Origin of the sequence: Gluconobacter sp. (assembly GCF_047723935.1) — a bacterium.
Classification (GTDB): domain Bacteria; phylum Pseudomonadota; class Alphaproteobacteria; order Acetobacterales; family Acetobacteraceae; genus Gluconobacter.
Genome location: NZ_JBDOBO010000056.1, coordinates 1 through 14,286, shown reverse-complemented (window position 1 = coordinate 14,286; position 14,286 = coordinate 1). Strand labels below are relative to the sequence as shown.

Below are 14,286 nucleotides of genomic sequence, written 5' to 3'. Positions count from 1 at the left end.
GGCCTTTCTACGGTTTCTGGCAGGCGATGCTACGATGGAAGTCCCGAGCCCAAGTTTTGCGCTGGTTCAGCCTTACGACACCTCCGCCGGGCCGGTTTTTCACTATGATCTATGGCGGCTGGATGGGCCAGATGCGCTGTATGAACTGGCCTGGGATGAAGCCTGTGAAGGCATCATGCTGGTGGAATGGCCAGAGCGCGCCGAAGATCTCCTCCCTGCCAATGCACTGCATCTGATGCTCACCTCGGGTGCGACAGAAGACGAACGTCTTGCAGATCTGACCGGCTGGCCGGACGAGCGCTTGAGCGGGATTGCGCTATGACCGTGGTGACGATTGCCGGTACCGAACCGTTTCTGGATCGGGTCGCTCATGAATGGCTGAAACAGGACCCCGCTGCCGGAACGGACGGTCCGGGCCTGCTGCTCGTGCCGAGCCGTCGTGCCGGTCGTGCGTTGATGGAAGCATTTCTACGCGTGCTGGATGGCAAGGCATCCCTTCTACCCCGCATCGTTGCGATCAATGATGTGGATGAGGAGGCGCTTGCCTCCATAGGGATTGATGTCTCTTTGCCTCCGGCGGTCGAGCCGCAGAGGCGGTTGGCTGTTCTATCCATGCTGATCCTGCAAACGCCCATCGTCAGTGTCGGGGTGGACAAGACCAAGGGTATCGACCGGGCATGGCCTCTCGCCAAGGCGCTGGCGGATCTGATGGATGAGGCCGAGCGCAGTGGTGTTGATCTGGCGGAAAGCCTGCCGGATGCTGTGGAGGAACGCTTTTCAGAACACTGGCAGCAGACGCTGAAATTTCTGGAAATCGTCACGACGATCTGGCCGAAATGGCTGGAAGAAGAAGGTCTGTCGAACCCCGTTTCCCGTCAGGTCGCGCGTCTGAAAGCGCAGGCGGCGGCGTGGCAGCATGTTCCGCCCCACACGCCTGTCTGGGCGGTCGGGTTCGCAGATGGGTCCGCAGCGGTTTCAGATGTGCTGGCGGCGGTGGCGACGTTACCAGCCGGACTGGTGATTCTGCCGGGGGTTGATCTGGACCTGCCTCAGGCAATGTGGGACGCGCTTCCTGCGTCACACCCACAGGCAGGTCTCAAGGAAATTCTTGCGGATCTGGGTCTGACACGCGACAATCTGACGGATTGGGACGGCGGCAGGGACCGGGCCAGAGAGCGCTTGATGCGTGGCGTCATGCTGCCGGAACAGGGGATTACGGCTTGGGGGCGGGATCTGAACCCGCGTAATATTTCTGGCCTGTCTCTGCTGCCTGCACAGGATCAGCAGCAGGAAGCGCAGTCCATCGCGCTGATCCTTCGGAATGTGGTGTCCGTCCCCGGCCAGACCTGTGCGCTTGTGACGCCAGATCGTAGCCTTGCCCAGCGCGTCGGGACCGAGCTTCTGCGGTTCGGGATTTATGCTGATGACAGTGCCGGTGAGCCTCTGGCGCAGACGCCAGCCGCCGTGTTCCTGCGCCTAGTCGCCACGGCAGCCGAGGCCCAGCTTTCTCCGGTGGCTCTGCTTTCTGCTCTGAAGCACCCTTTAGCGTCTCTTGGTCGGACACCCGGTAACTGTCACGCCTCGGCCCGTCGGCTGGAGCGTCTGTTGCTGCGTGGACCCGCTCCTGCACCCGGTATCGCAGGTCTTAAAGCGGCGCTTGAGACGTATATCCAGAACCAGCGTGATCCGGACAATGGGGCAAGCGCGGATGCTCCTGATGAGCCGGAAGGGCCAGCCGCGTTCATCGCGCGGATTGAAGTGGCTTTCGAGCCTCTGCTCGGTCTGTCCGGCGCGGTTCCGCTTCCTGAATTGCTGGAAGCCCTGATCCGTACAGCAGAAGCTCTGGCCGCTACTGAAACAGAACTGACCGCAGAGCCCGAAGAAGGACTGCATCCGGGCGGGCGTCTCTGGATGGGGGACGATGGTGAAGCTCTGTCCCGTCACTTGGCCGCTCTAATCCAGCATACCGGCATCCTGCCACCGCAAAGGTTGGCGCATCTGGATTCCTTCCTGAACACCTCCATGGCCGGGCAGATGCTGACGGGCCTGCGCGCGCATCGGGGTGGTGTGGAACTGGCCCATCCACGTGTCACCATTCTCGGTGTGCTCGAAGCGCGTCTGTTGGCGTTCGATGTGGTTGTTCTGGGGGGACTGAACGAAACGGTCTGGCCGCCCGCGACTGATCCGGGGCCATGGCTAAGCCGACCTATGCGAACGCGCGTTGGTCTCCCGTCTCCCGAGCGTCAGATCGGCATTAGCGCTCATGATTTCGTCTCAACGGTGCTGGCCGCTGGGGAGGTTGTGTTTTCCAGTTCTGCCCGTCGGGATGGTGCACCGGGTGTGCCTGCCCGCTGGATGGTGCGAATGGAAGCGTTCCTGGGCGGGCGAGGGCAGAAACTGCCTGTGCATCCCGCGCTCGAATGGCAAAAGGCGATGGATCAACCGCTGGATGGTGCGGAAACGGTAGCGCCTCCAGAGCCAAGGCCACCAGTCGCGTTGCGCCCGCGGCGTCTGAGCATCACGGAGATCGAGACGTGGATGCAGGACCCGTATGCCATTTACGCCAAGCATATTTTGAAGCTGAAGGCGCTCAAGCCACTTGAAGAAGGTGCGGAACATGCGGATTTCGGCATGATCGTACATGAGGCTATGGATCGCGTTCTCAAGGACTATCCGGATCGTTGGCCGCAGAATGTGGCCGCCTCCTTGAAGCGTGCCTTCGCGGAAGAACTGGCCAAGGCCAATATGCGACCTGCGCTGGTCAGTTGGTGGGCCCCAAGGCTGGAGCGTATTGCAGACTGGGTCGCCATACAGGAGCGGACCCGTCGAGAACAGGAATACGCCATCGCGCGGCATATGGAAGTGTCTGCGTCCTTCAAGATCGAAGCTGCACGTGCACCGTTCGAACTGCGCGGTAGGGCGGACCGCATTGATGTTGATGAAGATGGCAAGGCGACGATCTTCGATTACAAGACCGGTTCCCCGCCCACCGGCAAAGCCGTGGAAGGTGGATGGTCCGTTCAGCTTGTTCTGGAAGGGGCATTGCTGGCCAAGGGCGCTTTTGAAGGCGTTCCGGCTGCCGAAACGAAACAGCTTCTGTACTGGCACCTGACAGGCGGCGATGATCCGGGGAAAGAGAGCGAAGTCCCGAGCCGGAAATCCAGCCTTGATGCGGCTGCCCTGATTGGTGAGGCCATGGAAAAACTACGCGGCCTCATTGATGAGTATGACCAGCCCGATCAACCCTATCGCTCCCAGCCCTGGGCCGGGCATGTGCCGCGCTACACGGACTACGCCCAGTTGGCACGGGTGGACGAATGGCGCGCGGCCTATGCGGAAGGAGACGACTCATGAGCGAGACCCGCAACCGCGCTGACGTCATTGCTGAAGCCGATCGCACACAGCTTGCCGCGTCTGACCCAATGGCGTCCGTCTTCGTGTCCGCGTCTGCTGGATCGGGCAAGACAAAGCTGCTGATTGATCGTTTGCTTCGTCTGATGCTGCCCCTTGAAGTGGACGCAGATGATGGGTCGATTGTGTTGGTCGAAGGGGCAAACCCGTCCCGTATCCTCTGCCTGACCTACACCAAGGCCGCCGCCGCGGAGATGGCCAATCGTCTCCAGTCCCGGCTCGGCGAATGGGTATCGCTCCCGGATGAGCGTCTGGGCCGGGAACTTGAGAAATTACGTGTCCCCAATACGGACGAGACACGTCGTGCGGCCCGGGCGCTGTTCCTGAAAGTTCTGGACCTGCCGGGAGGTCTGCGGATCGAGACGATCCATGCGTTCTGTCAGTCTCTTCTGCGTCGTTTCCCGCTTGAAGCCTCGGTCGATCCGCATTTCACCCTGATGGAAGATACGGATACGACGCTGGCTTTGCGTGAGGCGATGGAAGACGAGCTCGCCAAGGCTCCGAAAATCGTGGCGGAAGTGGCAGGGACCATCGGGATTGATCGGTTCTTCCAGCGTATCCGCGCCCTGAACATGGAAGAAAGCCGCGTTCGTCCCCTGCTGGACCGCTGGCAGATCCTGCCGGACGCTGTGCTGAGCGCTTATCGGGGCGCCCTGAAAGCCGGGCAGGAGGCGGCGTCTGATCTGGAAGGGTTGATCTGTAAGCCTCGCAAGGAAGCGGAATTGCGGGCCGGACTTCAGGCGGCGCTCGGCGTGGTCACGGCCGCTGCGAAACCAACTGTGGAGCAGATGCTCCTATGGCTTGGGACGCAGATAGAAGACCGTTCGGCACCTGTCTGGAGCAAATGTCTGCTGACGGACAAAGGCACCGTGCGGCAGATGAACCGCATCATCAGCAAGAAAGCACAGGACGCCGTTCCTGACATCGTGCCGCTGCTGGAAGAGGAAGGCCAGCGCTTGCTGGACCTGACCGAGAGCATCAAGCGCGCCGTGCTTCTTTCCCTGAATCGCGCGCTTCTGTCTCTTGCCGCACCAATGCTGTCCAGCTTCCGCGAGGGCAAGGCGGCGCGTGGACTAGTGGATTACAACGACCTCATTCAGGAAACGCGGAACCTGCTGGAAGATCCGGGTGCGGCCTGGGTGCTCTATAAACTGGATGGCGGTATCGACCATCTGCTGCTGGATGAGGTGCAGGACAATTCTGGCCTTCAGTGGGAGATCGCCGGGGCTCTGACATCCGAGTTCTTCTCCGGTGAGGGCGCGTGGGAACAGGGGCCGAGACCGCGCACCGTGTTTGCGGTCGGCGACTACAAACAGTCCATTTACGGATTTCAGGGCGCTGATCCTGAACAGTTCCATAGCTGGAGAGCCGAGTTTGCGCGCCGGGTTCAGAATGCGGGTCTGCCGTGGCGTGATCCGGATCTGAACGTCTCGTTCCGCTCCGTCACGCCCGTTCTGTCTTTCGTTGATGCTGTCTTTTCCCAACCGAATGCCGCACATGGCCTGCTGGAGCGGGGGCAGGAGACACTGCTTCCCCATGTATCCGCACGTCCGGGGCAGGGTGGGCGCGTTGAACTCTGGCCGCTCGTTCCGGTGTTGGAAGGCGAGGACGATGATGAAGGTCTGACGCCCTGGCAGGCTCCGAAAGCCAATACCGGCCAGCGCAGTGCACCACAGCGTCTGGCGGAGGCCCTTGCCGGGTGGATCGATCAACAGATTGGCCGTTCGCCGCAACCGGGACAGGCGCCTTTGAAAGCGGGTGATGTTCTGATTCTCGTGCCGCGCCGTTCATCCTTCCTGCGATCCCTGATCCGGGCGCTGAAATCGCGGAATGTGCCGGTGGCGACACTGGTGCGCGTCGGTTTGACGCAGCAGGTAGCCGTGCGCGACCTTATGACGCTCTGTGCTGCACTGCTTTTGCCACAGGACGACCTGACGCTGGCGGCGGTTCTGACCTCACCCCTCGGTGGACTGAGCGATGATTCGCTGATGGCGCTGGCGACAAAAGACGGTCGCGCCCACGCCCTTGGTCCGAAAGGTCAGCCTCTCTGGACTGTCCTGCGGGAACGTCATCGGGAGCGTGCGGAGTGGCAGGCGGCATGGACCATGCTGTCCGCGCTCTATGCACGGGTGGATTATGCCACGCCGTATCGCCTGCTGGCCGAAGCCCTTGGCCCGCATGGTGGGCGCACAAGATTGCTGCGTCGTCTCGGGCCGGAAGCGGCTGAACCGGTGGACGAATTGCTGACGGCCGCCCTGCGCTACGAAGGACTGCATCCCCCTTCGCTTCAGGGGTTCCTGCATTGGCTGGAAGCTAGCGAGATCACCAGCAAGCGCGAAGCGGAAAGCGAAACCGGGGCTGTCCGCGTCATGACCGTGCATGGATCGAAGGGATTGCAGGCCCGTCTGGTCGTGATGCCGGATACGCTGTCCCGTGCGCCAGCCAGTGGCGATTTCCTGTGGGAGGAAGCGGCCGGGCTGGACCTTCCGATCTGGGTGCCGAAGAAAGATGCCGGAACGGATGTCACGATTGCCTTGTCTGCTCGCGATGCGGAGAAAGCGCGGGCGGAGAATAACCGTCTGCTCTACGTGGCCCTGACGCGCGCCAGTGACTGGCTGGTGATCTGCGGAGCCTCCACGAAACGCCAGCCGGAAGAGACAAGCTGGTATCGTCAGTGTCAGGCCGGGTTCGAAATGCTCGCCAATGCGCGATCCGAACCGCTGGGACTGGGTTGGGACGGAGACCGTCTGGTTCTGGAAGAAGAGCGGAGCGTGGCTCCCGCGCCCGATGCCGCGCCGCAGATCGTCGCGCCCATGCTGGACTTGCCGGTCTGGCTAGGACGTGCGCCTGACTGGCGCACGGAAGTCGCACCCACAGAAGACGCCATGACCCGGCCTCTGGCGCCAAGCCGCCCGGATGGCGCGGAATTTGGTGAAGTGCCCGCAGCCCGCTCCCCGCTGGAACTGCTTGCGGGCAGGCCAAAGCCTGTTCGGGAACAGGCCATGCGGCGCGGCACGATGATCCATCGCCTGCTTCAGCTTCTGCCTGAAACGCCTTCCGAAGACCGGCTGGCGCTCGCAACGCGCTGGCTTTCCAGACCTGCGCTCGGGCTGACAGAGAACGAGGTTGAGCGTCTGACGGATCAGGTCATGGGCGTCCTGCACCATCCGGATCTCGCACCTCTGTTTCAGGCAGGCAGTCGGGCCGAGCAACCGATTTCGGGCATCAGTGAGGGGCGCGTGGTTCTGGGGCAGGTGGATCGTCTGTGGATCGGGGACGGAGAAATCTGGATCTGCGATTACAAAACGAACCGTACTCCACCGATTCGCGTTGAGCGCACACCCGTGGCCTATGTGCGGCAGATGGCGGCCTATCGGGCTGTTCTCCAGCAACTGCATCCCGATTCTGCCATTCACTGCTCGCTGGTCTGGACGGAGGGGCCCTCTGTGATGGTTCTTCCAGATGAGCTTCTGGATCGTGTACTGGAGGCGTCTTGATTTAATGGGCAGGCTCTTGCAGTCCTGACCAGAGAAGCCGATATCGGTTTACAGAAACACGTTTCATCACAAGGAACACGTCCATGAGCGCAAATACGGTTGCCGTTACGGATAGCAGCTTTGAAACAGACGTCCTGAAGTCTGACGGTCCGGTTCTGGTCGATTTCTGGGCAGAATGGTGCGGTCCGTGCAAGATGATTGCTCCGGCGCTCGAGGAAATCGGCGCTGAGTATCAGGGCCGCCTGAAGGTCGCCAAGGTCAACATCGACTCCAACCCGGAAGCCCCGACGCAGTATGGCGTTCGCAGCATCCCGACGCTGATCGTCTTCAAGGACGGCAAGCCGGTTGCACAGCAGATGGGTGCGATGCCGAAGAGCCAGCTCAAGGCCTGGATCGAAAAGTCCATCTGATCTGACGGCTACTCGCTGTTCACTGTCCTTCATTAGAGGGCAGTGGGGGCGTGGTCAGAGGCGATTCCTTTGTGTAGGATCGGGCCATGCGTCCGAAAGCCTCTGATTTCCCGTCCCCCGTCATCGTAACCTCCAGTGAAGAGGTTGCACGGCTCTGCAACAAGCTGAAGCAGGAGCCGTTCGTTACCATCGATACGGAATTCGTTCGGGAAAAAACCTACTGGCCCGAGCTCTGCCTCGTGCAGCTTGCTGGCGCCGAAGACGTCGCCGTTATCGATACGCTGGCACCGGGCATTGATCTGGCTCCACTGGGCGAACTTCTCGATGAGCCCGGATGCATCAAGGTCTTTCATGCCGCGCGGCAGGATCTTGAAATTTTCCTTCATATTTTCGACCGGCTCCCGCAGTCTTTGTTCGATACGCAGGTCGCTGCGATGGTGGCCGGATTTGGCGATCAGGTCGGCTATGACAGCCTGGTCGGGGCTATCACTGGCAATGCGATCGACAAGGCCCATCGGTTCAGTGACTGGTCAGCCCGTCCGCTGACGAAGGCGCAGATTGCTTACGCAGCAGCGGATGTGACGCATCTTCGCACAGTCTATCTTGCGCTTCGCAAGCAGCTTGAAGATGAAGGTCGCCTACGCTGGGCTGATGCGGAACAGGCTGTTCTGACGTCCGAAGAGACATTCCGCCCTGATCCGCGCCGTCTTTGGGAAAAGCTGAAAGCCCGCACGAATAATCGCAGAATGCTTGGTATCCTGCGTGAGATAGCAGCATGGCGTGAAAAAGAGGCGCAGAACGCCGATATTCCCCGTCAGCGGGTTATTCGGGACGAGAGTCTTCTCGAAATTGCTGCGATCAAGCCGGAAAACGTTGAGACGCTAGCGCGTGTCCGGGGTGTAACGCGTGGCTTTGCTGAAGGACGTATGGGGCAGGGGCTTCTGGAAGTTGTTCGTGTCGGTGAAAATCTTCCAGAATCCGAGCTACCCAAGCCACCGTCCAAGTCTGATCGTGGACGGCCATCAGCAGCACTGGTTGCGCTTCTTAGGGTGCTTCAGACAGCCAAGTGTGAAATGCACAAGGTTGCGCCGCGTCTGGTGGCGTCTTCCGAAGATCTGGACCGGATTGCGCTTGGTGAGACAGATGTCGGTGCTCTCAAGGGCTGGCGTCGTGAAGTTTTTGGGCTGGATGCGCTGGCGCTCGTACGTGGCGAGATCGCACTGGCTGTCGTAAAGGGATGTGTTGAGCTTCAGCGGGTTGCACCAGACGGTGAACCTGCGGACGCGTGACAAGCACCTTCGACGCGGGCATGACTTTCTGGTAAGGAACGTCACCCAAAAGATTCCGGTCCTGTAAAAAGGGTCGGCGGGTAACAGGATAGTGGGCCAAGACAGGCCCGGATGCGCGACAGAGGAACGATATATGGACTGGACGGACGAGACGATCGCCAGACTTCGCGAGTTGTGGAGTCAGGGACTTTCGACCGCCGAAATCGGCCGCCAGCTTTCCATCACGAAGAATGCTGTTGTTGGCAAGGCGCATCGCCTTGGCCTGCCGCCCCGCCCATCACCCATCCGGAACCGCAAGGTCAAGGATGGTGAAACGCCGTCAACGGAAGTGCCACGGCGCAAGCCCCCCACCCGGAAGGCTGCGGCACCTGCCGAAGCAACTGCTGACCTTTTGGGTGACAAGGTAGACGCCAAGGCCACCTCAGCCAAGGTGGATGCGCCCAAGGCTGCTCCTGCAAAGGCAGCAGAAACCGTGGCGGCCCGTCCTGTGGTTGCACCAGTTGCACGCGCAGCTGCGGTTCCACCCCTGAAGGCTGAAGCGCCCGCCAAGCCGCCTGCTCCGGAACCCCGTGTGGCGCCGCCGGTCCGTCCGGCTCCGCCGCCGCGTTTTACAGCCAGCATTGATCGTCCGACGCGTCGTGGGCCGTCCTGCTGTTGGCCGATCGGTGATCCGGGCACCCCGGGGTTCCATTTCTGTGGCGCAACCCCTCTGCCGGGTAAGCCCTACTGTGCGGAACATGCGGCCATCGCCTACGTCAAAATCCGCGATCGTCGCGATTAAAAAAAGCCGTCCATTTGGACGGCTTTTTTATTGGCTATTTCTGGCCATCCGTCTGTTCAGGGATGGTTTGCCAGATCTCCCATTGGCAGGGAGGGAAGTTGCCTGTCATGGCCGAGGCCGGGCGTCGAAGGTGCGGTGCCCGTGAGGTTCTCGAACTGCTCCGGATGCTGTGATGCCGTGACATCCCCAACAGCCTTCGGGTGGTGCAGATTGTCATACTGGAGCGGCGCGATAGGCAGCGTCTGGTCCATGGTTGGCAGTGCCTTGACGGACCACCCGCCACCCAGACTGCGGATCAGGTCCACGTCTGCCGTATAAAGGCGCGTCGCGACCTCCACCTGATGGATGCGGCTTTCCAGTGTGTTTTCCTGACTGAAAATCGCTTCCAGGTATGTGCCAACGCCACCTTGATAAAGGGTCATGGTCATATTCTGGGTGTCGAGATTGGCTTTGACGGCCTGCTCCAAGGCGGTATTTTCTTTGGAGAGGCGCTCAGTCCGGGACAAACCATCTTCGACTTCGCGGAAGGCCTCAAGAACCTTCATGCGGTATTCGTCGCGCGTTTCTCGGTATGCAGACCACGTTCTCTGGAGTTCCGCCCGACGCAGGCCACCATCAAAGAGCGGCATGTCGAGGCTGGCGCCATACGTCCAGAGTGAATTGGCCAGATTGGCAAGATCGAAGCCATTGGACGCAAAACCGCCGCCCAGCTTCAAAGCGATATGCGGGTAGAATGCAGCACGGGCAATGCCGATTTCCCGGTTGGCCTGCGCCATTTCGCGTTCGGCCGACGCAATGTCGGGCCGACGTTGCAGCAGTTCGGAAGGCACGGTGGTTGGGATGCTTGGCTGGATGAAGCTGAACGTTTGAACCTGCGGAATATGGAACGCCGATGGAGACGAGTTGGTCAGAACGGCAATGGCATGTTCCGTGACCTGACGGGCCGCCTGAATATCCAGCTGAGCGGCCTGCGTGGTGTAGAGCTGTGCCTGAGCACGCGCCAGATCCAGACGTGGGGCTGCCTGATTTTGAACCTGATTTTCCGTGATGGTGACAGCCCGCTTATAGAAGGCGATGGACTGTGAGTAGATCGCATCCTGTGCGTCATAGCCGCGCAATTCGATATAATCGCGCGCCAGTTCAGCCTGGGTGCTCAGGCGCGCCATGGCGAAGTCTGCGGCGCGTTGCTGGGCAAACTGCTTCTGGGACCGAACGCGGTTACGGATGGACGACCAGAAATCCGGCTCCCAGGACACGAGGCCGCCGTAATCCTCTTCCGTTTGCGTGAGCGTGGCGCCATTGCGGAACAGACGGTCAGCAGACTGTTTATTGTCGGACGCACCGGCTTCCAGGCTGGCATGGGGAAGCAGTTCGGACCGTGCCGCTGCCACGAGCGAACGTGCCTGAATGAAGCGCTCTGCCGCTGCCTGAATGTCCCCGTTGTCTGCGGTTGCGCGCTCTTCCAGCTCGTTCAGGAGTGGATCATGCAGCATGATCCACCAGTTTTCCGGAAGGAGCGTATCAGCAGGCGTGGCGACAGCGAACGGTGCCTGACCCTGCCAGCTCGCCGGGACAACGAAGCTGGGGGCCTTGTAGGTCGGGGCGAGATCGCAGGCTGACAGCCCCAGAAGGGAGAGGGCTGAACCGCAGGCGAGTGAAAAACGGCGAAGGATGGGGCTGATCATTGGTCTTTCCCATAGCCTGACTGGTTATAGCCGCGCTGACCTTCCACGACATTGACCTTGTCGCCTTCCAGCACATCGGCTGGCGGGTTGGAGATGATGCGGTCTGTCGGGGAAATGCCATTCTGGATTTCGGTCGACGTGTCGGCCATGCGACCGACGGTGACGTTGCGATAATGGACGCGGCTGTTTTCATCGACGACGGCGACCTGCATGCCTTTTTCCTCGAAGACGAGAGCACTGGTCGGGATTTCGTAGAGATGTGCGTCTTCGTTGTGGGATTTCAGCGCTGCAGAGGCGAAGGTGCCCGGCCACAGGACTTCATCCTTGTTCTCAAGCGTAAACTCGGCCACGGCCGTACGGGTCGTCGGATCGAAGCCGCGTGATGTCGTCAGGTAATGCGCTTCAAATGTGCGGCCACGATACTGGGGCACACTGATGGTTGCGGTCAGATCCGGCTGCAGAACATAGGAGAATGTTTCTGGTACGGACACGAACAGACGCAGCTTCTGTACATCGGCAACCGTGAAGAGTTCGGATGCGCCACCGGTTGAGTTCAGGCCGCCGCCGCCATTGTTGACGTAGTCACCGACGTTGATGTTACGGGCCGTCACGACGCCATCAAACGGTGCAACGATGGTCTTGAACTTCTCAAGAGCTTCGAAGTGATCGACGTTACGTTGTGCTGCATCCACTTCTGCATGGGCAGACTGTTCGTTTGCGTTGGACACCGAGACGGACTGCCCCGAGACGGACTGAGACCGCCCCATGGCGCGCCAGCGCTCGGCCGTCACGGTGGCGAGGTGGTACTTCGCCATCACAGAGTCCAGATCTGCCTTGGCCTGCGCATACTGGGCATCAAGGGCAGGGGCATTGATCTCGGCCAGAGCGTCGCCAGCCTTCACGTGTGCACCGTAGTCCTTGTACCACATCTTCACGTAGCCAGAGACCTGCGGGTAGATCGGCGCCTGATACCAGGCATCAATCGTGCCGGGGAGCGTCAGGGCGACTTTTTCAGGTGACTGTTTGGGCGTGACGACCGCAACGTTCTGGATTGCGCCAGCCTCAGTATCAGCCTTCAGTTCCGTTGCCGCATGGGTTTTTTCGACAACGATGAAGCCCACGTAAAGCGCGAGAACGCAGCTTCCCGCAATGGCGAAGATTTTCGGAGAGCTGGCCATTAGACAGTTTCCTTCTGACGCGAAGAACGATTGTGGAGGATGGCGTAAACGCAGGGGACAAAGAGCAGCGTAGAGATCGTTGCGACCAGCAGGCCGCCGATGACGGCTTTGCCCAGCGGCGCGTTCGTAGAGTTCGAAATAGCCATCGGGATCATGCCAACGATCATGGCGAGTGCGGTCATGAGCACGGGGCGGATACGGCCAAAGCCGGCTTCCAGTGCTGCCTTGAGGGCGTCACCATGGATTTCGAGGCGTTCACGGGCGAACGAGACCACGAGGATGGAGTTGGCCGTGGCCGTTCCCATGCACATGATGGCACCCGTGAGAGCCGGAACGGACAGACGCGTATTTGTCAGGAACAGAGCCCAGGCAATACCGCCCAGAGCACCCGGCAGAGCCGTGATGATAATGAACGGATCAAGCCAAGACTGGAAGTTCACAACGATCAGCAGATAGATCAGCACCACGGAAACGCAGAGCCCGAAGACAAGCTGGGAATAGGCCCCATGCATGGTGGTGGCTTGTCCGTGGACGTCAATTTCAGCCGAGCGCGGGACGTTATGTGCGTCGGCCGCCAATACCTTTTTCACGCCGTCCAGAACGGAACCCATGTCCGTGCCCTCGACGTTTACGTAAATGTCCATCTCGGACATCGAGTTGTAGTGAGACACTTCGCCCGGTGTTCCGGCTGCGATCACGTTGGCAACGGCACCCAGAAGCTGCGGGTCGATGTTCTCCGTGTTGCCTTCACCCTTGTCCACCGGAATGGTCAGCAGATCGCTCAGATGCGTCATCTGATCCTGTGAGGTGTAAAGGTTCAGCGGGAAGGTGACGTTGTCTTCCGGGTCAAGCCAGAACTGCGGGTCCACAACGGCTGAGCCCGACAGCGTGTACAGTTCGTTCTGGGCAATATCGGCTTCCGTCACGCCTGTTGCCTGACCAAAGGTCCGATCACCGTTAACCATCAGCGTCGGCGTGGACATGGTCTGCTGGATCGTGACGTCTGCAGCACCTGGAACCTGACGGATCTTGCCAATGATGTGACGGGCATAATCGTAGTTCAGCAGGGCATCCGGGCCGGAAATCTGAACGTCAATCGGAGCAGAAGATCCAAAGTTCAGGATTTTCTGGGTCAGATCAGCAGGCTGGAATGTGAAGACCGTGCCGGGGAAACGCTGTGACAGATCCTTGCGGAGCAGCTTGCGGTAGTCCCAGACAGGGGAGGCATCATTTTTCAGGGCAATCGTCAGGTCGCAGTCCTGCGTTCCGACGCTTGGTGTGGGCATGAACGCCTGATTGTGGGGGCCTTCTGGCAGGCCGCAATCAGAAATGATGCTTTCAACCTTGCCTGCCAGATCCTGATGAATGCGATCATCCACGAGGGCAGCGATACGGCCAGCAACCTCGATACGCGTTCCCAGAGGTGCACGCATATGCATCTGGAGAGTGCCGGATTTCACTTCAGGGAAGAAGTCTCGCCCTGCGAAGGCATAGAGTCCGGTTGAGGCAATGGAGATCAGCATGAAGATGCCGACGAAAGCGCCACGGCGGCTGATGCAGCGCTCCAGCAGGCTGCCATAGCCATCGCGGAACCGGTTGAAGCGGGTTTCGAATCCGGCCTGGAACCGGCCAAAGAAGCCTTTGGGTTGGGGGTGGCCATGATCGGTTTCACCATGCGCGCCATGATGAACCTGTCCTGCGAGAAGATACTTGGCCATGGTGGGCACGAGCGTACGAGACAGGATGAAGGACGCGATCATGGCGAAGATGATGGCTTCTGCCATTGGCATGAAGAGGTAGCCTGACACGCCATCCAGTTCGAAGAGTGGCAGCCAGACAATGCAGATGCAGGTAGTGGAAACGAAGGTCGGGATGACGATCTGGTTGGCCGCATCAATGATGGCGAGTTCCAGATCCTTGCCCATTTCAAGATGGGTATCGATATTCTCGATCATGACGGTGGCGTCATCCACGAGAATACCAACGGCCAGAGCCAGACCACCCAGTGTCATCACATTGATGGACTGACCCGCCC

9 protein-coding genes are annotated in these 14,286 nt (G+C 60.1%); 6 read left to right on the top strand and 3 right to left on the bottom strand.

Annotated elements, in window-relative coordinates; genetic code table 11:
* The 6 genes from tsaE to ABF979_RS13305 all read left to right on the top strand — a co-directional run.
* The coding region (gene tsaE / locus ABF979_RS13330) for a tRNA (adenosine(37)-N6)-threonylcarbamoyltransferase complex ATPase subunit type 1 TsaE (RefSeq protein ID WP_415560324.1) at nucleotides 1-322 on the top strand (322 nt) is incomplete at its 5' end.
* The gene (gene addB / locus ABF979_RS13325; protein WP_415560322.1) at nucleotides 319-3,354 is read left to right on the top strand and encodes a double-strand break repair protein AddB; all 3,036 of its coding nucleotides are present in this window, start codon (nucleotides 319-321) and stop codon (nucleotides 3,352-3,354) included. The genes tsaE and addB, both read left to right, overlap by 4 nt.
* On the top strand, nucleotides 3,351-6,908 hold the full coding sequence (addA, locus tag ABF979_RS13320; protein WP_415560320.1) for a double-strand break repair helicase AddA: 3,558 nt from the start codon (nucleotides 3,351-3,353) through the stop codon (nucleotides 6,906-6,908). The genes addB and addA overlap by 4 nt, the downstream gene beginning before the upstream one ends.
* Before the next feature lie 83 nt (nucleotides 6,909-6,991).
* Nucleotides 6,992-7,318, top strand: a complete 327-nt coding sequence (gene trxA / locus ABF979_RS13315) for a thioredoxin TrxA (protein ID WP_007283421.1) — start codon at nucleotides 6,992-6,994, stop codon at nucleotides 7,316-7,318.
* Nucleotides 7,319-7,404: 86 nt separating this feature from the next.
* Nucleotides 7,405-8,607 carry a ribonuclease D gene (rnd, locus tag ABF979_RS13310; protein ID WP_202206233.1) on the top strand — a complete coding sequence of 401 codons (1,203 nt, stop codon included), beginning with the start codon at nucleotides 7,405-7,407 and terminating at the stop codon, nucleotides 8,605-8,607.
* Between the two features lie 133 nt (nucleotides 8,608-8,740).
* The gene (locus ABF979_RS13305) at nucleotides 8,741-9,388 is read left to right on the top strand and encodes a GcrA family cell cycle regulator (RefSeq protein ID WP_415560319.1); all 648 of its coding nucleotides are present in this window, start codon (nucleotides 8,741-8,743) and stop codon (nucleotides 9,386-9,388) included.
* A 56-nt stretch (nucleotides 9,389-9,444) separates the two neighbouring features.
* Here ABF979_RS13305 and ABF979_RS13300 read toward each other — a convergent pair whose 3' ends face one another.
* The 3 genes from ABF979_RS13300 to ABF979_RS13290 form a co-directional block, all read right to left on the bottom strand.
* Nucleotides 9,445-11,073: an efflux transporter outer membrane subunit gene (locus ABF979_RS13300; RefSeq protein WP_415560317.1), complete on the bottom strand. Its 1,629-nt coding sequence runs from the start codon at nucleotides 11,071-11,073 to the stop codon at nucleotides 9,445-9,447.
* Nucleotides 11,070-12,251: an efflux RND transporter periplasmic adaptor subunit gene (locus ABF979_RS13295; protein ID WP_086634233.1), complete on the bottom strand. Its 1,182-nt coding sequence runs from the start codon at nucleotides 12,249-12,251 to the stop codon at nucleotides 11,070-11,072. Before ABF979_RS13295 ends, ABF979_RS13300 begins: the two co-directional genes overlap by 4 nt.
* Nucleotides 12,251-14,286 (bottom strand): efflux RND transporter permease subunit (locus ABF979_RS13290; protein WP_415560315.1); only part of this gene is annotated, 2,036 nt, incomplete at its 5' end. The genes ABF979_RS13290 and ABF979_RS13295, both read right to left, overlap by 1 nt.